Origin of the sequence: Enterobacter sp. DN (assembly GCF_046054285.1) — a bacterium.
In the GTDB taxonomy this organism is placed as follows: Bacteria; Pseudomonadota; Gammaproteobacteria; order Enterobacterales; family Enterobacteriaceae; genus Enterobacter; species Enterobacter hormaechei_C.
In genome coordinates this window covers 14285-33950 of sequence record NZ_JBJJTG010000006.1, presented here as the reverse complement: position 1 = coordinate 33950, position 19666 = coordinate 14285, and the positions used below count along the sequence as shown (strand labels likewise).

The window sequence follows — 19666 nt, the reverse complement described above, 5'->3', positions numbered from 1 at the left end:
TTCCGATATATCGTATTCACCTGAGAAGGGCATCAACATGGCATCTACCCGTTACCCTCAACGTGTCCGCAATGACCTGCGTTTTCGTGAGCTGAACGTGCTGCGCACTGAGCGAGTCAGCGCAGGATTTCAGCGCATTGTGCTAGGCGGCGAGGCGCTGGAGGGCTTTAGCTCTCGCGGCTTTGACGACCATACCAAAGTCTTTTTCCCGGCACCGGGCACCACTTTCGTGCCGCCTGTGGTGACCGATGAAGGCATCGACTGGGGCGACGGCACGCGTCCGCAGGCACGTGACTATACCCCGCTGTACGATGACGAAAAACATGAGCTGGCGCTCGATTTCTTCGTTCATGATGGCGGCATTGCCAGCAACTGGGCGGTAGAGGCTAAGGTGGGCGACAAGCTGACCATCGGCGGGCCGCGCGGTTCGCTGGTGGTGCCGGAAGATTACGCCTGGCAGCTGTACGTGTGCGACGAGTCGGGGATGCCCGCGCTGCGCCGCCGTTTAGAAGGCATCGCAAAACTGCCTGTTCGCCCGGCGATCCACGCCATCGTCACCGTGGGCGATGCGGCGTATCAGGACTATCTGGCGCACCTGAGCGGGTTCAACATCACCTGGGTTATCGGCCACAACGAGCAGGCGGTGGCCGACCATCTTGCCGCGCTGGCCGTGCCGGAAGAGGATTACTTTATCTGGCTGACCGGAGAGGGGAAGGTGGTGAAACGCCTGAGCCGTCAGTTTGAAAGCGACGCAATTGACCCGCAGCTGGTGCGTGCCAGCGCGTACTGGCACGCCAAATAATCAGGCAGCGGGATCCAGCTGCGCTTCGCTCACCTGATGTTCGAGCGAGGCGCATACCTCTTTCAGCGCTTTCTCCTGCTGGGCAAAGTAGGCTTCCATATTGCTGAGCGACGAGACGAGCAGCCAGGACTCTTCCTTCTCCAGCTCTGCCAGCTCGTTCACCAGAGTGTCGATTTGCTCACGCACCTGCGCCATCTTTTTACGAATACGTTCCAGGTCGTTCAGTCTGTCGCTTGCCATCATCGGTTCGAATCCTTGTTGCAGACGGGCGACCAGCGAGCGAATGGCCTTCACGTCGCCGCGCTGTTTGGCCTGGTTGAGTTGCACCATCATCCTGTTGGCCTCCTCTTTTAAATCATCGGCAACCAGATCCGGGTGGCATAGCTTGCTTGCCTGACGCCAGAGCCGCTTCAGCTCGTTCCGATCCTCTTCAGAGAGATCCTTGCCTTTACGCAGGCGAACTTCGGCATCATGATGCTGTTCGCGATACTTCTTGTACTCTTCGTTGGCCTCATCGCGCGCCTGACGTGCCGGCTCTTCTTCACGCGTTAAACCGGTCTCCAGCTCCATTGCTTCGGCCAGCAGGTTGGCAATCAGATTGCTTTGCTGCTGAAGATGTTTGCGCGCCTCTGCCGCCTGAACGGAATCCGCAGGCAGATCTCGCCAGCGCCGGGTGAGCGTTGTCAGAACCTCTACGGCCTGCGCCATATAGTCCTGGCAGCGGCGGTAATCCTCTTCCCGACGACGCGTCTCCGCCTGCTGACGACGCAGGTTAAGCTCCGCCAGCGTTTTACGCAGGGCGAGGATCTGCTGCATCAACGGCCCGAGGCGGGAGAAATAGAGATCGTTGAACTCATCTAGCTGCTGTACCCGGGCGTTACGGCGATCAATCAGATCGCGCAGACGCTCTTCCAGGGCTTTCAGCTCCAGCTTGCTGGCCGCCAGCTGTGGGTCACGCCACGGGGTAACGGCGCGCTGGCTTTGCAGCCAGGCGGTGATAGCGCGAAGGGCTGCGGTGTAGTTTTTCTGCTCAAGCGCCGCGACGATGGACAGGAGATCATCGTCAAAGGCTTCCTCTTTGAGACGTTTCAGCTGGCTCCGGATGATGTCGTCATCTTCCAGCTCAATGGCATTTTTAATGATTTCTAGCCGTTTGATCGGTGTGCTCATGATGCCTTTCGCTCTGGCGCTTAAGTATTTGAGTTAAGGTTAGTTGTTGTAAAAGCTACAGGAAATAATACACACGGATGATGATCGGCGCGATGGGGGATTTCTTTAGTTTTTAGGGTTTGTGAGGGGAAGCGACAGGCCGGGCTACGTGTGGTGGATTACTTACAAAAAAGCCACTCAATCGAGTGGCTTAACTGGATGATTATAAAGCTAAAATTTGGTGGCCCCTGCTGGACTTGAACCAGCGACCAAGCGATTATGAGTCGCCTGCTCTAACCACTGAGCTAAGGGGCCGTGGCGGTGAATTATAAAGTAACTCCCCTCAGCAATCCAGCCATTCACACCTGCCTGCTGTTTTTATAAACAACGCATAATCAATCCTTTATACTTACCTTAAGATGCATAGACAGGAGTAGAGATGATCAACGATATTCTGGCCCCTGGCCTGCGGGTGGTGTTCTGCGGTATCAATCCGGGTAAGTCATCGGCGCACACCGGTTTTCACTTTGCTCATCCGGGAAATCGCTTCTGGAAGGTGATCCACCAGGCCGGTTTTACCGACAAACAGCTTAAGCCGGAAGAAGAGCAGCAGCTGCTGGATACGCGCTGTGGCATCACCATGCTGGTCGAGCGACCCACGGTACAGGCAAGCGAAGTGAATCTGCATGAGCTGCGCGCTGGCGGACGTGAGCTGATCGCGAAAATTGAAGACTATCAGCCCGCGGCGCTGGCGATCCTCGGCAAGCAGGCCTACGAGCAGGCGTTCAGCCAGCGCGGCGCCAGCTGGGGTAAGCAGAACATTACCATTGGCGTAACGCAGGTGTGGGTGCTGCCAAACCCGAGCGGGCTGAACAGGGCGACGCTGGACAAGCTGGTGGAGGCGTATCGGGAACTGGATGAGGCGCTGGTGGTGAGGGGGCTTTAGCTCCTCTGCGGCTTGATGCCCTCATCCTGACCCTCTCCCACAGGGAGAGGGAATAAACAAAAAAAAAGCTCCCGATTGGGAGCTTTTTCATTTCAGGACCGATTAATCGTCCAGGAAGCTACGCAGCACTTCAGAGCGGCTCGGATGGCGCAGCTTACGCAGCGCCTTCGCTTCGATCTGACGGATACGTTCGCGGGTAACGTCAAACTGTTTACCCACTTCTTCCAGCGTGTGGTCGGTGTTCATGTCGATACCGAAACGCATACGCAGCACTTTGGCTTCACGGGCGGTCAGGCCAGCCAGCACGTCGTGCGTAGCGGCACGCAGGCTCTCGGTGGTGGCAGAGTCCAGCGGCAGCTCGAGGGTGGTATCCTCGATGAAATCACCCAGATGCGAATCTTCATCATCACCGATTGGCGTTTCCATGGAGATTGGCTCTTTAGCGATTTTCAGCACCTTACGGATCTTGTCTTCCGGCATCAGCATGCGTTCAGCCAGCTCTTCCGGCGTCGGCTCGCGGCCCATCTCCTGCAACATCTGGCGAGAGATACGGTTGAGTTTGTTGATGGTCTCAATCATATGCACCGGAATACGGATGGTGCGCGCCTGGTCTGCGATAGAGCGGGTGATCGCCTGACGGATCCACCAGGTAGCATAGGTGGAGAACTTGTAACCACGACGGTATTCAAACTTATCTACCGCTTTCATCAGACCGATGTTGCCTTCCTGAATCAGATCCAGGAATTGCAGGCCACGGTTGGTGTATTTCTTGGCGATAGAGATAACCAGACGTAAGTTCGCTTCAACCATCTCTTTCTTCGCACGGCGGGCTTTCGCTTCACCGATGGACATACGACGGTTGATGTCTTTCACCTGCTCGATGGTCAGGCCGGTCTCTTCTTCAATCTGATGCAGTTTTTGCAGGCCGCGCTGTACGTCTTCTTTCACGTCGTGCAGCTTTTCAGACCACGGCTTGTTCATCGCGATAGCGGCGTTGAACCAGGTTTCGCTGGTTTCATTGCCGGTGAAGAGGGTAATGAAGTTCTTCTTCGGCATTTTGCACTGTTCAACGCACAGCTTCATGATGATACGTTCCTGGGTACGTACGCGATCCATCATCACGCGCATGCTGTTCACCAGGTAGTCGAACTGTTTTGGCACCAGGCGGAACTGTTTGAACACTTCAGACAGCTTCAGGATCTCTTCCTGAGCGGCGGCATGGCTGCGGCCTTTCGCTTTGATGGTGTCACGCGTCACTTCGTACTGGGTACGCAGCTCGGCAAACTTCTCACGCGCCAGTTCAGGGTCGATGCTGTTGTCATCGTCGCTGCTGTCGTCCTCTTCTTCTTCATCTTCGTCTTCGTCGTCATCCATCTCTTCCTGAGACAGCTCAGACCCGACGTGAGTGGCGGTTGGCGCCATATCTTCTTCAGCGTTCGGGTCGACAAAGCCAGTGATCAGATCGGACAGACGCGCTTCTTCCGCTTCAACGCGATCGTACTGCTCCAGCAGATAGGTAATCGCTTCCGGGTATTCGGCAACAGAGCACTGAACCTGGTTGATCCCGTCTTCGATGCGTTTTGCGATGTCAATTTCGCCTTCGCGGGTCAACAGTTCAACGGTACCCATTTCGCGCATGTACATGCGGACCGGGTCAGTGGTACGCCCGATTTCAGATTCCACGCTGGACAGGACCTGTGCAGCAGCTTCTTCCGCATCTTCGTCAGTGTTGTTGGAGGTTTCAGCCAGCAACAGATCATCGGCATCCGGTGCTTCTTCCATCACCTGAATGCCCATGTCATTGATCATTTGGATGATATCTTCGATCTGATCTGAATCGACGATATCTTCCGGCAGATGGTCATTGACCTCGGCATAGGTCAGATAGCCTTGCTCCTTACCGCGTTGGACAAGAAGTTTCAGCTGTGACTGCGGGTTTTGCTCCATAAGACGGTATCCACACTTAATTCGTTTGATTGGTGTCGGCGATGGGCTGCCAACCTTTAAAGCGAGGGCGTACTTATATTTTTGCCGCTGCCTCTCAGTGCGGCTGCCGGGGGCTTCCCGATCGATATTCGGCACTTAAGCCGTTAAATTTTTTATTTCTTCGCCAGTTCCTGGTTAATCATCCAGAGCTCCCGGCGTTCTTCGCTGCTCAGGCCATGGGTGCGCTCGCGAGCTATCAACTCTTCCTGGCGCAACTCAAGCATCGAATCAAACATATGGTTGAGCGAGTCGGTGAACGTTTTTTCTGCGATATCCTTATCTGCTATATCGTCCCACATCGACAGTTTTTCAAGGGTAGCGGCCTCTTTTGTGCCGCGATAATGCTCTAAAAGTTGTCCGGTGGTCAGACCTGGCTGAGACAAACAAGTGTTGACCAATTCTGAAAATAAGCCAAGCCCGGGCAATTTTTCGTGGTTCAAACCCGCCAGCGACGGCACTTGCGGAGCAAGTTCGGGGTTTTGCACCAGCAACCCTATCAGTATACGCATGGTTGTGCGTTTTAGCTGAGGCGCGGGGCGTACCGTGCCGTTTTCAGCCTGTTTCGGCATTAAACGTTCAAGCTGGCTGTCATCCAGAATGCCGAGCTTGTTGCCTAACTCCTGACGCAGATAGATGCGCAGCGTTTCGCCGGGCACCTGGCTGATTAACGGCAGCGCCAGCGTGCTGAGCTGCGCGCGCCCGTCAGGGGTACTCAAATCAACCTGCGGCATCAGGCTGTTAAACAGAAACGTGGAGAGCGGCTGAGCCTGCTCCATCCGCGCTTCAAACGCCGCTTTGCCCTCTTTACGCACCAGCGTATCCGGGTCTTCACCGTCGGGCAGGAACATAAAGCGTAGCTGACGCCCGTCGGTCATATACGGCAACGCGGTTTCCAGCGCTCGCCAGGCGGCGTCGCGTCCTGCGCGGTCACCGTCGTAACAGCAAATCACGTTGTTGGTGACGCGGAACAGCAGCTGGATATGGTCCGCCGTGGTGGACGTTCCCAGCGACGCAACGGCATAGTTAATGTCGTACTGCGCCAGCGCAACAACATCCATATAGCCTTCGACGACCAGAAGACGCGGAGGTTCCGCATTATCCTGCTGTGCCTCATAAAGACCGTAAAGCTGGCGGCCCTTATGGAAAATATCGGTTTCCGGGGAGTTAAGGTATTTCGGCAGGGCATCACCCAGCACGCGACCACCAAAACCTATCACCCGGCCACGCTTGTCGCGGATCGGGAACATCACCCGTTCACGGAAGCGGTCGTAGCTTCGTCCCTGGTCGTTGGTGACCAGCATGCCTGCGTCGATGAGGGATTTACGATCTTCGCTATTGCCGCCAAAACGCTTTAACACGTTGTCCCAGCCGGGCGGGGCGTAACCAATAGCGAAACGCGCAATCACATCGTCACTCAGTCCGCGCTTGTTCAGATACTGACGCGCAGGCTCAGCCGCAGAGTGCTTAAGAGACTGTTGGTAAAACGAATTCAGGCCATCCATCAGTTGGTACAGCGTTTGCCGCTGATGGCGCTCGATCTGACTTGGCCCACTGCCTGCTTCATACGGCACTTCAAGGTTATGCATCGCCGCCAGCTCTTCGACGGTTTCAACGAACTCGAGCTTGTCGTAGTTCATCAAAAAATCGACGGCATTACCGTGTGCGCCACAGCCGAAGCAATGGTAGAACTGTTTTTCACCGTTTACGGTGAAAGAGGGGGTTTTTTCGTTATGGAACGGACAGCACGCATGGTAGTTCTTGCCCTGCTTTTTTAGCTTCACCCGCGCGTCGATGAGATCGACGATGTCGGTTCTGGCAAGCAGGTCATTGATGAAAACGCGTGGGATTCTTCCGGCCATATGCCCCAAAAATTTAAGCGACTTATAAACGAAAACAAGCCGCGCATTCCTTCCGGAAGCACGGCCTTACGACTACAACTCTGTCTGTCAATTGAGGGCTGTGGCCCTCAACAGATTAGTACAGACGAGTACGGCGTGCGTTTTCGCGAGCCAGTTTCTTCGCGTGACGTTTCACAGCGGAAGCTTTAGCGCGCTTACGTTCGGTCGTTGGTTTTTCATAAAACTCACGACGACGAACTTCAGCCAGAACACCTGCTTTCTCGCATGAACGTTTGAAGCGACGCAGTGCTACGTCGAACGGCTCGTTTTCACGTACTTTAATTACCGGCATGTAACTCTCACCTTTAATAAATTCGGTTTGCCGCTGGCATCAACGCCAGCTTATTTCAAAATGGTGCGGAATTTTACTGCAAATGCTGCTGCTTTGTAAAGCACCGATGCGATTTTGAAAGGGACTTTAATAAGGGTGAGGAGTATACACGAGGCTTCTTCCTGGGGCGAACAAAGTTTTACAACAATCCGCCCAGGCTCTACACTGCGCGGTATTGAAACGAGGTAAAACAAGTCATGCGTGTACTGGGTATTGAAACATCCTGCGATGAAACCGGCATCGCGATTTACGACGACGAAAAAGGGCTTCTGGCCAACCAGCTGTATAGTCAGGTGAAATTGCACGCTGACTACGGCGGCGTCGTGCCTGAACTGGCCTCTCGTGACCACGTGCGTAAAACGGTTCCCCTGATTCAGGCGGCGCTTAAAGAGGCCGGGTTGAGTGCAAAAGATATTGATGCCGTGGCCTATACCGCAGGGCCGGGCCTGGTCGGCGCGCTGCTGGTCGGCGCAACGGTAGGGCGTTCGCTGGCCTTCGCGTGGGATGTTCCGGCCATTCCGGTTCACCATATGGAAGGGCATCTTCTGGCGCCGATGCTGGAAGACAATCCGCCAGAGTTCCCGTTTGTGGCGCTGCTGGTTTCCGGTGGGCATACCCAACTGATTAGCGTAACGGGCATTGGCAAGTACGCGCTGCTGGGCGAGTCGATCGACGATGCTGCCGGTGAAGCCTTCGATAAAACCGCCAAGCTGCTGGGGCTGGATTACCCGGGTGGCCCGATGCTGTCGAAAATGGCGTCGCAGGGAACGGAAGGGCGCTTTGTCTTCCCGCGGCCGATGACCGACCGTCCGGGGCTGGATTTCAGCTTCTCTGGCCTGAAAACTTTCGCGGCGAATACGATCCGTAATAACGATGACAGCGAGCAGACCCGCGCCGATATCGCCCGTGCGTTCGAAGACGCGGTGGTGGATACGCTGATGATCAAGTGCAAGCGCGCGCTGGATCAGACCGGCTTTAAGCGCCTGGTGATGGCCGGTGGCGTCAGCGCTAACCGCACGCTGCGCGCAAAGCTTGCCGAAATGATGCAAAAACGTCGCGGGGAAGTGTTCTATGCGCGTCCGGAGTTCTGTACCGATAACGGGGCGATGATCGCCTACGCCGGGATGGTTCGTCTGAACGCCGGCGCAACGGCTGACCTGAGCGTGTCTGTGCGTCCGCGCTGGCCGCTGGCGGAACTGCCTGAGGCGTGAGTTTCTTTGCCCGGTGGCGCTGCGCTTACCGGGCCTACAAGATCCACGTGTGCTAACGTGCAATAAACCACCCTACACCCGCAACATTCCTTTCTCTTCCAGAAACGCAATAATCGTCGCTAAACCGTCACCCACTTTCAGGTTGGTAAACGTCCACGGACGCTCGCCGCGCATGCGATTAGTGTCGCGCTCCATTACCTCCAGCGACGCACCGACGTACGGCGCGAGGTCGGTTTTGTTGATCACCAGAAAATCGGATTTGGTGATCCCCGGCCCGCCCTTGCGCGGGATTTTTTCCCCTTCGGCCACGTCGATGACGTAGATGGTGAGGTCCGCCAGCTCCGGGCTGAAGGTCGCGCTCAGGTTATCCCCGCCGCTTTCCACGAAGATCAGATCCAGATTGCCGAACTTCTCGCTCAACGCTTCCACCGCCGCCAGGTTCATTGAGGCATCTTCGCGGATGGCGGTATGCGGGCAGCCGCCCGTTTCCACGCCCACGATGCGCTCTGGCTCCAGCGCACCCGCCTCGGTCAGGATGCGCTGATCCTCTTTGGTGTAGATATCGTTGGTCACCACCGCCAGGTGATAGGTGTCGCGCATCGCCTTGCAGAGCGCTTCCAGCAGGGCGGTTTTGCCCGACCCTACCGGGCCGCCCACGCCCACGCGCAGGGGATGTTTGTAATCAGCCATGTTGACTCCTCAGGAACGGAATAGTCGTGAATATTGGGTTTCATGGCGCGCGGAGGCGATGGCGGACAGCGGCGTAGCGGCCCCCAACGCGTCGTCGCCACGTAAAAATGCCTGTTCAAACCCGGCGGCAAAATGGTCGCTCAGGTCGATAATCAGCTGTTGTGCTGCCTGCTGCCCAAACGGTACCAGCTTGACGCCCACCATCACCGCGCTCTCTATCCAGCTGTAGCCCAGGCTCAGCGCCAGCTCGCGCGCGTTAATGCCCCAGCGCACGCCGAGCCACGCCATGCCGCCGAGCTGGCTTCGCATCAACAGCGGCAGCCATTCTGGCGGGCAGGCGGGTTCCCAGCTTTTAATCAGGCGCGTAAAGGCCGCGCCACGGTTGCGTTCTTCATCGCGCAGCTCGCGCGTTTCCCGGCAGGCGAGCAGGTATGCCGTCCAGCGTTTTGCTGCCGCGATGTCCTGCTTCGCGCAGGCACAATACAGGCGGATAAACAGCGGCAGGTCGACACAGAAAAAGCTCTGCTCCATCTGCTGGATCTGCCAGCGCCTGAAGGCCTCAGCGTCCGTGACCCACCCGGCCTCAACGGCCCACTCCAGCCCCTGCGACCAGGTAAACGATCCGACCGGCAGGCTACTGCTGGAGAGCTGCATCAGGCGCAGCCGCTGGCGGGCGTGCTCCATCAGCTCATCAGCGCCAGCAGGGCGGAGACGATCAGCCCGCCACCGAAGGTTTTACGCAGGCCGTCGTGACGGCGCAGCAGCAGCCCTGCCGCGAAGCTGGCACACAGCACCGTGGCGCTGGCTAACATAAACCCGCTGGTGAAGAGCCAGAAGCTGTGGCCGGACATCTCCACGCCGTGCGCCCAGCCGTGGAACATCGCCAGGGCTGGTACCGCCAGCAGCAGGCGATTTTCGGTCTTAAACATCATCACGCCGCAGAGCGCCATCGAGGCGATAATCAGCATCTCCATGCCGCTAAAGCCGCCGAGCAGGCTGCCCGCAACGGCACCAGCAAGCATCATGCCGAGCGTCGCTAACGGCAACAGCAGCTTGCGGCCGCTCAGGGCGGAGAGCACGCCAGCCCCCGTCAGCATCAGCAGGTGATCCAGCCCGGTCAGCGGATGGAGAAATCCTGCCTGGAAGCTGTCGGTCCCGTGGCCGGGATGGGCAAGCGCCGGAACGGAAAAAGCCAGCAGTAACAGCGGTAAGTACTTGCGCATGATGAGTCCTTAATGTGAATGAGCGTGAGAGTGGCTATGGCTGTGGGCATCGCTGGTGTAAGCGCCCGCTTCCGGTTCAAACGGCAGGCTGGCGAAGGTCACCTCCAGCCCGAACTGACGCAGCATATCGTCGAGGACGTGGTCGTGGTGGTAGCGCAGTTCGCCAGGCATTATTTGCAGCGGTACGTGACGATTGCCCAGGTGATAACAGGCGCGGGCGAGCAGGAACGGGTCGGCGCAGCGCACCACGGAAACCGACTCCGGGGCGGCGATCACTTCGATCACCTCGCTGCCATCGTCGGTAGTCAGCAGGTCGCCCCCGCGCAGCAGCAGGCCGCGCGGCAGCATTAGCCCGGCTTCGCGGCCGTCGTTCAGCGCCACGCGGGCGCGGCTTTTTACCCGCACATCAATCGGTAGCGTGACGCTGGCGGTAATCGGATGCGCATGGTCCAGGCGTTGGGTTAAATAGATCATCATGACTCCTCAAAACAGAAAATAGCGTTGCGCCATCGGCAAAACCTCTGCCGGTTCGCTGGTGATCAATTCGCCGTCGACGCGTACCTCATAGGTTTGCGCGTCAACGGTGATATTCGGCTGTAAATCGTTGTGGATCATGTCGGCCTTTTTCACCGACCGGCAGCCTCTCACCACCGCGGTGGCGCTTTGCAGTCCGAGCCGTTGCGGAATGCCGCTGGCATCAGCAGCCTGAGAGACAAACGTCAGCCGCGTGGCGTGGCGTGCGGCACCAAGGGCACCAAACATCGGGCGGTAATGTACCGGCTGCGGCGTGGGGATCGAGGCGTTGATGTCGCCCATCGGCGCGCAGGCGATCATCCCGCCTTTGACGATGGTGGCGGGTTTGACGCCAAAGAAGGCGGGGGACCAGACCACCAGATCCGCCAGCTTGCCCGCCTCAATCGATCCCACTTCATGGGCGATGCCGTGGGTCAGCGCCGGGTTGATGGTGTATTTGGCGACATAGCGCTTCACGCGGAAGTTATCGTTATCGCCGGTCTCTTCCGGCAGTGCGCCGCGTTGCACCTTCATGCGGTGCGCCACCTGCCAGGTGCGGATAATCACTTCCCCCACGCGGCCCATTGCCTGTGAATCTGACGAGGTGAGCGAGAACGCGCCGATATCGTGCAGCACGTCTTCGGCGGCGATGGTCTCCCGGCGAATGCGGGATTCGGCAAACGCCACGTCCTCGGCGATATCCGGGTCGAGGTGATGGCAAACCATCAGCATGTCCAGGTGCTCGTCGATGGTGTTGACCGTGTAGGGCAGCGTCGGGTTGGTGGAGGAGGGCAGAATATTCGGGTGCGCGCAGGCGGTGATGATATCCGGCGCATGGCCGCCGCCCGCCCCTTCGGTGTGGAAGGTGTGGATGGTGCGCCCGGCGATGGCGGCCAGCGTGTCTTCGACAAAACCGGACTCGTTCAGCGTGTCGCTGTGCAGCGCCACCTGAATATCCATCTCTTCAGCGACCTCCAGCGAACAGTTGATGGCCGCAGGCGTCGCGCCCCAGTCTTCGTGGATCTTAAGCCCGATGGCACCTGCCGCGATCTGCTCGCGCAGCGCGTCCGGGTTGGAGCCGTTCCCTTTACCCAGCAGGCCAATATTCACCGGTAGCGTATCGGCTGCCTGCAACATGCGGGCGATATACCACGGCCCCGGCGTGCAGGTGGTGGCGTTTGTGCCTGCCGCAGGCCCGGTGCCGCCGCCGATCATGGTGGTGACGCCAGACACCAGCGCCTCTTCCGCCTGCTGCGGACAGATCCAGTGGATGTGGGTGTCGATCCCGCCTGCGGTGACAATCTTCCCTTCGGCGGCGATCACCTCCGTTGCCGCGCCAATTGGGATCGTCACGCCGGGCTGAATGTCCGGGTTTCCGGCTTTGCCGATGGCGAAGATCCGCCCATCTTTTACGCCGATATCCGCTTTCACGATCCCCCAGTGATCGACGATCAGCGCGTTGGTGAGCACCAGATCCACGCAGTCGTCGGCGGTCATCTGCCCCTGTCCCATGCCGTCGCGGATCACTTTTCCGCCGCCGAATTTAACCTCTTCGCCGTAGATCGTGAGATCGCCTTCCACTTCGATCCACAGCTCGCTGTCGGCCAGCCGCACTTTATCCCCGGTAGTGGGGCCGAACATATCGGCATACGCCTGGCGTGAAATCTCAGCCATGTTTCACCTCGCCCATGACCTCGCCGCGAAAGCCGAAAATGCGCTGTGCGCCCGTCACCTGCACCAGCGTCACTTCCCGCTTCTGGCCGGGCTCGAAGCGCACGGCAGTGCCGGCCGGGATGTTCAGCCGGTAACCTCGGGTGGCCTCGCGATCGAACTTCAGCGCCGGGTTGACCTCGTAAAAGTGGTAGTGCGATCCGACCTGGATCGGCCTGTCGCCGTGGTTTTCCACGATCACACTTCGGGTTTCGCGCCCGACGTTGAGAGCAATGTTGCCGGACTGGATCCGGTATTCGCCTGGGATCATCACGCGCTCCTTACACGATCGGGTTGTGGACGGTGACGAGCTTGGATCCGTCCGGAAAGGTGGCTTCCACCTGGATATCCGGGATCATCTCCGGCACGCCTTCCATCACCTGGTCGCGCGTCAGGACGTGGCGGCCGGCTTCCATCAGCGAGGCGACGGTTTCGCCATCGCGCGCGCCTTCCATAATAAAGGCGCTGATCAGCGCGACCGATTCCGGGTAGTTGAGCTTTACCCCGCGCGCGAGGCGGCGTTCGGCAACCAGCGCGGCGGTGAACAGCAACAGCTTGTCTTTTTCTCTGGGAGTCAGTTCCATAGCGTTTCTCTTATGTTTGCCAGATGCGCGGCGAACAGGCGGTTTTGGAAGTTAAAAGCGGGCGAAGCGACTGCCAGATATCGCGCATCACCCGCTGACAAATCAGGTTGTCGTGGGAGAGAAAACGCACCGACAGCAGATCGTCGGTGAGCGTCGCCCCGCCAACGTTTTCCAGCGGGGCGAGAAGCGCACGCACCGCGTCGAGAAGTGCTTCCCGGGCCGGATAGAACAGCAGCGTGCCGACCCACGGATGGTCCGCGACGGGCGTCAGATCGCCACCGCTGAGATGCAGTCGCTCAATCAGACGCGGCTCGCCATCCACCCACACCTCAAGGCGGTTCTCCAGCGTGCCGTGGCTGAAGGTTTCGTTTATCACCGGACGGCCCAGACAGTACAGCTCCCACGCCAGCAGCGTGCTGGTGGCGTGCAGGTGAAAGACGGAACGCAGCGCGGCGTTAGCACCGGGGAAAATAATGGTGTCCTGCGGCAGCCACTCCAGCGTGGCCTCTTCGTCGAGGTAAAAATGCTGACTGAGGCAGGCCAGCGGGCCGCTGCTGCGATAGAACTTACTGGCGCCGGGCATGGTGATGAGGGCATGGCTTTTAGCGTCGAGCCGCACGGAAATATCCAGCGTATCTCCGCCCACAATTCCGCCTGGCGGGTGCAGCAGGTAAAGGTGGCAGGTTTCCCCTTCGGGATAAAACGGACGCTGAACGGTGAGCGGCCCGCTGTGACGCGCGGAATGGAGAAGGGTTTTCTCAGGGGTATGACAAAACTGGAGGGCAAGCGAGGCCTGCCAGCCTTTGTATGAATTATCAGTGACCTGAGTTGCTAACATGGTGCTTCCATTTCCACACTATCGGGGTACGTTTCAGTATGCCCTGGCGGAAATGAAGGCTGTCATATGAGTCGCTTATGGATAAAAAAACCGGCTCATGTGAGCCGGTTTCAGTAATGTAGGCCGGGTAAGCGCAGCGCCACCCGGCAAGAAAGGCTAGCGATAATCCTCTGCATCCACATCATACCCCGACGGCTCCCAGCGGATCGCCAGCAGCGACGCCAGACCGATAAACGGCGCCAGCGCAATCACCCAGAACACGGCGGTATCCAGCGAGGCGACCAGCAGCGGGAACAGAAACAGTGACAGCGTTGAACTGCTGCGCATCAGCGTCTGGTTAAGCCCCACGCCCACGCCGCGCAGCGAGGTCGGGTAGCTCAGGGAGGCAAACGTCATGGTATGCGCACCTGGACCAAAACCCTGACCAAACAGGAACAGCGCCAGCATCGCGACGGCGAATACGCCTTCCGTAGCCCCGTCAGGGCGGCCAATCAGCGCCAGGCCGAGCAGTGCCGTAAGCTGGCACGCATAACCCGCCAGAGACATCCGCCATGCGCCGAAGCGCGGAACATAGCGCACCGCCAGCAGCCCGCCGACAAACGCGAACAGCAGGTTAAGCGCCAGCGAGATCAGAATGGTCGTCAGCATCGACTGCACAAAGAAGCTGGAGATGATCACCGGCAGGCCAAAGGCTACGGCGTTATAGGCGAACGAGGAGACCACTGACAGCAGCGTGGCGAGCGTGGTACGCCGCAGATAGATACCGCGGAACAGGTTCAGGTAGTTCGACCATTTTGCCTTGTTCACGACAGGCGCGGGCTGGTCGAGCGCATCCTGCGGTACGTGGGCATTAATATTGTAAGACTGCCGCAGGATGGACGCCGCCTCCTTCAGATTGCCCTGATTCGCCGCCCAGACCGGGGATTCGCTCATATAGCGGCTGCGGATGGCGATAATCACCAGCGCGGGCACCGCGCCAAAGCCAAGGATCAGACGCCAGAGCCAGTCGCTGTGGCTTTCCGGCAGCACGGCGTAAAAGAAGAGCACCAGAAGATAAGAGATGCTGATGGCCGCGTACCAGGTGGGGCACCACATTGCGACGCTGGAGGCTTTATTCCCCGGGCCTTTCAGCCTGGCGAACTCGCTGAGAAACGCCATCGCGACGGGAAGGTCGATCCCAACGCCAAGACCCATCACAAAGCGCGCGCCCGCAAGCACATATTCGTTCGGGGCCAGCGCACAGGCGATAGCGGCAACGACAAAGAACACCATGTCGGCCATAAAGACGCGGTAGCGCCCGATTTTATCCGTAAGATAGCCGCCGAGCAGCGCCCCGACAATCGCGCCAAAGGTAATCGCCGAGGCCACCATGCCGGTACCGGCGGGCGTCAGGTTAAATTCGCGGGTGATGTCTTTGATGCCGAATGCCAGCGCGCCGAGATCGTAGGCATCGAGGAAAATTCCCCCGAGTGCGATACCGATCACGATGCGGGCATTGGCCCGGCCCTGAGAGCCGTCATTAACGAGACGTGAAACGTCCGATGCGCTACGCACCCACTTGATGTCGCCATCCGGGGTATTTCCTGCCGTTGGAAGGGGAGTTGAATCTGTGATTTCTGCCATTTTCTTTTTGTGTGGTTGTGTTGTGTCTCTAACAGTTACCACAGGCAGAAGGTGACAAAAATCACATTTGGTTATAAGGCATAACGAACGGTTTACTGAGCGTCTTTCTTTTTACGCCTGAGCTTCGTCCAGATCTTCGTTTCCTTACGCCGCCACAGGCGCTGAATGTTGTCGTGGTGGCGCAACAGGATCAGACACGAGAGCATCGACACCGGGAAGGTAAACTGCGGTTTAAACCACCAGACATAAAACGGGGCGATCAGTGCGCTGACGATGGCGCCCAGCGACGAATAACCGCTCAGCAGGATGGTCAGCAGCCAGGTGCCCGCCATCACGCCGGTGAGATCCCAGCCGATCGGCGCAATCGCGCCAAACGCGGTGGCAACGCCTTTACCGCCTTTAAAACCAAAGAAAACGGGCCAGATGTGGCCGACGCAGGCGGCGATGGCAATCAGCCCCAGCCAGAAGGGTGTGACGCCGAGCGCATACGCGCCCCAGACGGGAAGCATTCCTTTCAGAACATCAAAAATCAAAACCGCTACGGCTGCTCCCTTGCCGCCAATTCGTAGTACATTGGTCGCCCCCGGATTCCCGGAACCACTTTCACGCGGGTCAGGCAACCCGGCGATGCGGCAGACCAGAATGGCGCTGGAGATTGAGCCGCAAAGGTAGGCGAGGATAATCATTCCAGGCGCGATTGCACTCATAACGCTGTTCCGTTTTGAAAATGTATCTGTATTCTCAGCATCTGTGGATAATACGCATAATTCGCCGGAAGTGGTATCCGGTTTAGCCAAAAAGCAGGCAGGTCGTGATGGATATTGTATTTATAGAGCAACTTTCGGTAATCACCACAATTGGTGTTTACGACTGGGAACAGACCATCGAGCAGAAACTGGTGTTCGATATCGAAATGGGCTGGGACAACCGCAAGTCAGCAAAAAGCGATGATGTGAATGACTGTCTGAGCTACGCCGACATCAGTGAAACGGTCATCGCCCATGTTGAAGGGCAACGTTTTGCGCTGGTAGAACGCGTGGCGGAAGAGGTAGCAGACCTGCTGCTGAGCAAATTTAACTCCCCATGGGTGCGCATTAAGCTAAGCAAGCCGGGAGCGGTGGCGCGCGCCGCCAATGTAGGCGTGATCATCGAGCGTGGCACAAATCTGAAAGGAAAGATTTAACGTCATAATAGCTAAACCATTTTAGGTTATATCGGTCTTAAAGCTGTATCTTTCACGGTTGTCCGCGTGGGACACCGTTTTTTTATATCTTTTTAGGGGTTTATAGATGAGCGATATGCACTCGCTGCTGGTGGCGGCAATACTGGGTGTGGTCGAAGGATTGACGGAGTTTTTGCCGGTGTCCAGTACGGGCCATATGATTATCGTTGGCCATCTCCTGGGCTTTGAAGGCGATACCGCAAAGACGTTTGAGGTGGTTATTCAGCTGGGCTCTATCCTGGCGGTGGTCGTGATGTTCTGGCGACGTCTGTTTGGTCTGATCGGTATCCACTTCGGGCGTTTGCCGCAGCGTGAAGGAGAGAGCAAAGGGCGCCTGACGCTAATTCATATTCTGCTCGGGATGATCCCGGCGGTGGTGCTGGGGCTGGTGTTCCACGACACCATTAAATCGCTCTTCAACCCGATTAACGTGATGTACGCGCTGGTTGTCGGCGGCTTCCTGCTGATTGCCGCCGAAGTGCTGAAGCCAAAAACCCCGCGTGCGGAAGGTCTGGACGATATGACGTATCGCCAGGCGTTTATGATTGGCTGCTTCCAGTGTCTGGCGCTGTGGCCGGGCTTCTCCCGTTCAGGGGCAACCATTTCCGGCGGGATGCTGATGGGCGTGAGCCGTTACGCGGCGTCTGAGTTCTCGTTCCTGCTGGCGGTGCCGATGATGATGGGTGCCACCGCGCTGGATCTCTACAAAAGCATCGGCTTCCTGACCGTGGGCGACATTCCGATGTTCGCCGTGGGCTTTATCACCGCCTTTATTGTGGCGTTGATCGCCATCAAAACCTTCCTGCAACTGATTAAGCGTATTTCGTTTATTCCGTTCGCGATCTACCGCTTTATCGTCGCGGCTGCCGTGTACGTGGTCTTCTTCTGATGACCGACCGCCCTCAGTCTTTCGGCTGAGGGCAACGTTTTTCCTTCCACGCTGCAACCGCATCAATCCGCCGTTTCGTCAGCTCTTCGCGGATCGCCGGGCCTTTAAACCCTGCCTCCACCACCTCTTTCGTTGGCACCGCTTTCGCTACGTCCCACGCCTCACGCAGCAAACGACCCTGCGGATAATCGGACGCTTCAAACCCGGTGCGGCCGCGCACGTCGGCTTCGCTGGTCAGCGCAATTTGCTCCACGCGCTGCGGTTTGCGCCAGGCGTCGATGTTATCAAACAGCCTGACGATGGTAGCGGGTTTCAGGATCGGGAAGGTGTGGATCAGGTCGTGAAACTCGGCCACCAGTTTTGCCAGATCGCGAATGTCATTCGGCACGCGCAGGCGCTGACAAAGCCCTTCAACCAGCTTCACGCCAGCCGGACCGTGCCCGTGGTGGCGTGGCCACAACTCCTTTGGCGTTAACCCTTTGCCGAGGTCATGGCAGAGGGTAGAAAAGCGCACGTCCACCTCCGGGCTGAGCATGGCGGCCATGCTCAGCGTCATCAGGGTGTGAATGCCGGTATCAATTTCCGGGTGCCATTTCGCCGGGGCGGGCACGCCAAACAGCGCATCTATTTCCGGGAACAGCACTTTCAGCGCCCCGCAGTCGCGCAGAACCTGGAAAAAGACCTGCGGATTACGGGTAGTCAGGGCGTTTTCGGTCTCTTTCCAGACGCGTTCTGGCGTCAGGTGTTCCAGCTCGCCCGCGTCGGTCATGGCCGTCATCAGCGCCATCGTCTCGTCGGCGATGCGGAAGCTGAGATGGGCATAACGGGCGGCAAAACGCGCCACGCGCAGTACGCGTAACGGATCTTCAGAAAAGGCGGGGGAAATATGGCGTAAAAGACGGTCGCGCAGATCGTTCTGGCCGCCGTAGACGTCGATAATATGGCCGTTTTCGTCCTGCGCCAGGGCATTAATGGTGAGATCGCGGCGCAGTAAGTCCTGCTCCAGCGTCACATCCGGCGCGGCATAGCAGGTGAAGCCGGTATAACCGGAACCGGATTTCCGTTCGGTACGCGCCAGGGCGTACTCTTCCCGGCTTTTCGGATGGAGGAACACAGGAAAATCGCGGCCTACCTGCTGGTAGCCCGCGTCAATCATCGCTTCGGGCGTGGCACCGACCACGACCCAGTCTTTATCTTTGACCGGCAGACCTAATAACGCATCACGTACCGCACCACCGACCAGATAACTCTTCACGCCAACACTCCCGTTTTCTCTTTTCTCAAGATGATACGTAAGTGTGGCAGAGAAGACGAGTTAGTTCATCCAGCGGTCTTTACGTTTACGGCTTGGAATAAGGTGAGGAAGCACCAGACCCAGCACCAGACCGACGCCCAGCACCCCGCCGCCATACATAAACCACTGCATGATGATGGTGCGTTGTTTGTCATCCAGCTGTAGATTCGCGGCGTTCACTTTCTTCTGCGCGACGATGAGCTCATTTTTCAGCTTCTGATTTTCGTCTTTCAGACCGGCGATCACGCTGTCGCTTTGCGCCACTTTCTGCTGCATCTCTGCGGTGCGCTGGTTCCAGGTGCCGTCAATGTTGTTCAGCTTATCGGTCAGGGTTTTCACCTGATTTTCCAGATCCGGCACGCGGGTGCGCAGGCTTGGCACCGTGCTCAGCTCTTTCAGCGGGATCCATGAGGTGCGGCCAGAGCTGTCACGAACCTGACCGTAATTGGTGTCTGCATTGGTTTGCAGCAGAGTCACTTCCTCGCCGGCATTTACCGTACCCACGAGGCGATAATTGTCTCCAGGGCCGCTGCGTACCCAGGTATTCAGTTCATCAGAAACGTAACGTTTCTCTTCAGCGTGGACCGCGGTTGCGGCGCTAAAAGCGAGTAAAGTAAGTCCAATCAGGCGTAATTTAAGCATATCAGTCGTTATTTTCATAAAAAGTGGAACGATAGTAGTGGTATCAGTGTCGCTACGCAAAGGATTCATCATCAATCGGAATCATCTGTGTCATGATTTCCACCGCTTTAAACTT

21 protein-coding genes and 1 tRNA gene are annotated in these 19666 nt (G+C 57.7%); 5 read left to right on the top strand and 17 right to left on the bottom strand.

The annotated features are described in order from the left end of the window. Positions 1 to 37 precede the first annotated feature (37 nt). Entirely contained in the window at positions 38 to 802 is a 765-nt protein-coding gene (locus ACJTMZ_RS15205) for a siderophore-interacting protein (RefSeq protein WP_023295467.1), read from the top strand. Here ACJTMZ_RS15205 and ACJTMZ_RS15200 read toward each other — a convergent pair whose 3' ends face one another. Together ACJTMZ_RS15200 and ACJTMZ_RS15195 are read right to left on the bottom strand one after the other, a co-directional pair. Further along, positions 803 to 1972 carry a molecular chaperone DnaJ gene (locus ACJTMZ_RS15200; protein WP_023295466.1) on the bottom strand — a complete coding sequence of 390 codons (1170 nt, stop codon included), beginning with the start codon at positions 1970 to 1972 and terminating at the stop codon, positions 803 to 805. A 218-nt stretch (positions 1973 to 2190) separates the two neighbouring features. After that, positions 2191 to 2266, bottom strand: a tRNA-Ile gene (locus ACJTMZ_RS15195). A gap of 124 nt (positions 2267 to 2390) precedes the next feature. On the opposite strand from ACJTMZ_RS15195, the gene mug reads away from it, so the two are divergent. Continuing rightward, positions 2391 to 2897, top strand: a complete 507-nt coding sequence (mug, locus tag ACJTMZ_RS15190) for a G/U mismatch-specific DNA glycosylase (RefSeq protein WP_017384024.1) — start codon at positions 2391 to 2393, stop codon at positions 2895 to 2897. Between the two features lie 102 nt (positions 2898 to 2999). On the opposite strand, the gene rpoD is transcribed toward mug, so the two are convergent. The 3 genes from rpoD to rpsU all read right to left on the bottom strand — a co-directional run bounded on the left by rpoD (position 3000) and on the right by rpsU (position 7073). Then, positions 3000 to 4844 (bottom strand): RNA polymerase sigma factor RpoD, encoded by a 1845-nt coding sequence (gene rpoD, locus ACJTMZ_RS15185; RefSeq protein WP_015571912.1) that lies wholly within the window; start codon positions 4842 to 4844, stop codon positions 3000 to 3002. A 152-nt stretch (positions 4845 to 4996) separates the two neighbouring features. Then, entirely contained in the window at positions 4997 to 6742 is a 1746-nt protein-coding gene (gene dnaG / locus ACJTMZ_RS15180) for a DNA primase (protein WP_003862574.1), read from the bottom strand. A gap of 115 nt (positions 6743 to 6857) precedes the next feature. Continuing rightward, positions 6858 to 7073 (bottom strand): 30S ribosomal protein S21, encoded by a 216-nt coding sequence (rpsU, locus tag ACJTMZ_RS15175; protein ID WP_001144069.1) that lies wholly within the window; start codon positions 7071 to 7073, stop codon positions 6858 to 6860. Positions 7074 to 7309: 236 nt separating this feature from the next. On the opposite strand from rpsU, the gene tsaD reads away from it, so the two are divergent. After that, positions 7310 to 8323, top strand: a complete 1014-nt coding sequence (gene tsaD / locus ACJTMZ_RS15170; protein ID WP_015571911.1) for a tRNA (adenosine(37)-N6)-threonylcarbamoyltransferase complex transferase subunit TsaD — start codon at positions 7310 to 7312, stop codon at positions 8321 to 8323. A 72-nt stretch (positions 8324 to 8395) separates the two neighbouring features. On the opposite strand, the gene ureG is transcribed toward tsaD, so the two are convergent. The 10 genes from ureG to plsY all read right to left on the bottom strand — a co-directional run bounded on the left by ureG (position 8396) and on the right by plsY (position 16211). After that, on the bottom strand, positions 8396 to 9013 hold the full coding sequence (ureG, locus tag ACJTMZ_RS15165; protein ID WP_252010974.1) for an urease accessory protein UreG: 618 nt from the start codon (positions 9011 to 9013) through the stop codon (positions 8396 to 8398). 9 nt (positions 9014 to 9022) lie between these two features. Further along, the gene (locus ACJTMZ_RS15160) at positions 9023 to 9697 is read right to left on the bottom strand and encodes an urease accessory protein UreF (protein ID WP_110292531.1); all 675 of its coding nucleotides are present in this window, start codon (positions 9695 to 9697) and stop codon (positions 9023 to 9025) included. Next, positions 9697 to 10236 carry a HupE/UreJ family protein gene (locus ACJTMZ_RS15155; RefSeq protein ID WP_252010973.1) on the bottom strand — a complete coding sequence of 180 codons (540 nt, stop codon included), beginning with the start codon at positions 10234 to 10236 and terminating at the stop codon, positions 9697 to 9699. The genes ACJTMZ_RS15160 and ACJTMZ_RS15155 overlap by 1 nt, the downstream gene beginning before the upstream one ends. 9 nt (positions 10237 to 10245) lie before the next feature. Next, positions 10246 to 10710 (bottom strand): urease accessory protein UreE, encoded by a 465-nt coding sequence (gene ureE / locus ACJTMZ_RS15150; RefSeq protein ID WP_017384028.1) that lies wholly within the window; start codon positions 10708 to 10710, stop codon positions 10246 to 10248. Positions 10711 to 10719: 9 nt separating this feature from the next. Continuing rightward, the gene (gene ureC / locus ACJTMZ_RS15145; protein ID WP_032103352.1) at positions 10720 to 12423 is read right to left on the bottom strand and encodes an urease subunit alpha; all 1704 of its coding nucleotides are present in this window, start codon (positions 12421 to 12423) and stop codon (positions 10720 to 10722) included. Continuing rightward, the gene (locus ACJTMZ_RS15140) at positions 12416 to 12730 is read right to left on the bottom strand and encodes an urease subunit beta (protein WP_015571906.1); all 315 of its coding nucleotides are present in this window, start codon (positions 12728 to 12730) and stop codon (positions 12416 to 12418) included. Before ACJTMZ_RS15140 ends, ureC begins: the two co-directional genes overlap by 8 nt. Before the next feature lie 10 nt (positions 12731 to 12740). Next, entirely contained in the window at positions 12741 to 13043 is a 303-nt protein-coding gene (locus ACJTMZ_RS15135) for an urease subunit gamma (protein WP_003862556.1), read from the bottom strand. Positions 13044 to 13053: 10 nt separating this feature from the next. Further along, positions 13054 to 13881, bottom strand: a complete 828-nt coding sequence (locus tag ACJTMZ_RS15130; protein ID WP_023295462.1) for an urease accessory protein UreD — start codon at positions 13879 to 13881, stop codon at positions 13054 to 13056. Between the two features lie 156 nt (positions 13882 to 14037). Continuing rightward, the gene (locus tag ACJTMZ_RS15125) at positions 14038 to 15504 is read right to left on the bottom strand and encodes an MFS transporter (protein WP_015571904.1); all 1467 of its coding nucleotides are present in this window, start codon (positions 15502 to 15504) and stop codon (positions 14038 to 14040) included. A gap of 92 nt (positions 15505 to 15596) precedes the next feature. Further along, positions 15597 to 16211, bottom strand: a complete 615-nt coding sequence (gene plsY / locus ACJTMZ_RS15120) for a glycerol-3-phosphate 1-O-acyltransferase PlsY (protein WP_017384031.1) — start codon at positions 16209 to 16211, stop codon at positions 15597 to 15599. A gap of 107 nt (positions 16212 to 16318) precedes the next feature. Here plsY and folB point away from each other — a divergent pair, with 107 nt between their 5' ends. Both folB and bacA read left to right on the top strand, forming a co-directional pair. Then, positions 16319 to 16687, top strand: coding sequence for a bifunctional dihydroneopterin aldolase/7,8-dihydroneopterin epimerase (gene folB, locus ACJTMZ_RS15115; protein ID WP_015571902.1), 369 nt, complete (start codon positions 16319 to 16321; stop codon positions 16685 to 16687). 106 nt (positions 16688 to 16793) lie between these two features. Continuing rightward, positions 16794 to 17615: an undecaprenyl-diphosphate phosphatase gene (gene bacA / locus ACJTMZ_RS15110; protein WP_039269733.1), complete on the top strand. Its 822-nt coding sequence runs from the start codon at positions 16794 to 16796 to the stop codon at positions 17613 to 17615. 13 nt (positions 17616 to 17628) lie between these two features. Here bacA and ACJTMZ_RS15105 read toward each other — a convergent pair whose 3' ends face one another. Continuing rightward, complete coding sequence (locus ACJTMZ_RS15105; RefSeq protein WP_023304444.1) at positions 17629 to 18870, bottom strand: multifunctional CCA addition/repair protein; 1242 nt, start codon at positions 18868 to 18870, stop codon at positions 17629 to 17631. Between the two features lie 60 nt (positions 18871 to 18930). Continuing rightward, positions 18931 to 19551: a TIGR04211 family SH3 domain-containing protein gene (locus ACJTMZ_RS15100; protein ID WP_001303390.1), complete on the bottom strand. Its 621-nt coding sequence runs from the start codon at positions 19549 to 19551 to the stop codon at positions 18931 to 18933. Between the last annotated feature and the right edge of the window lie 115 nt (positions 19552 to 19666).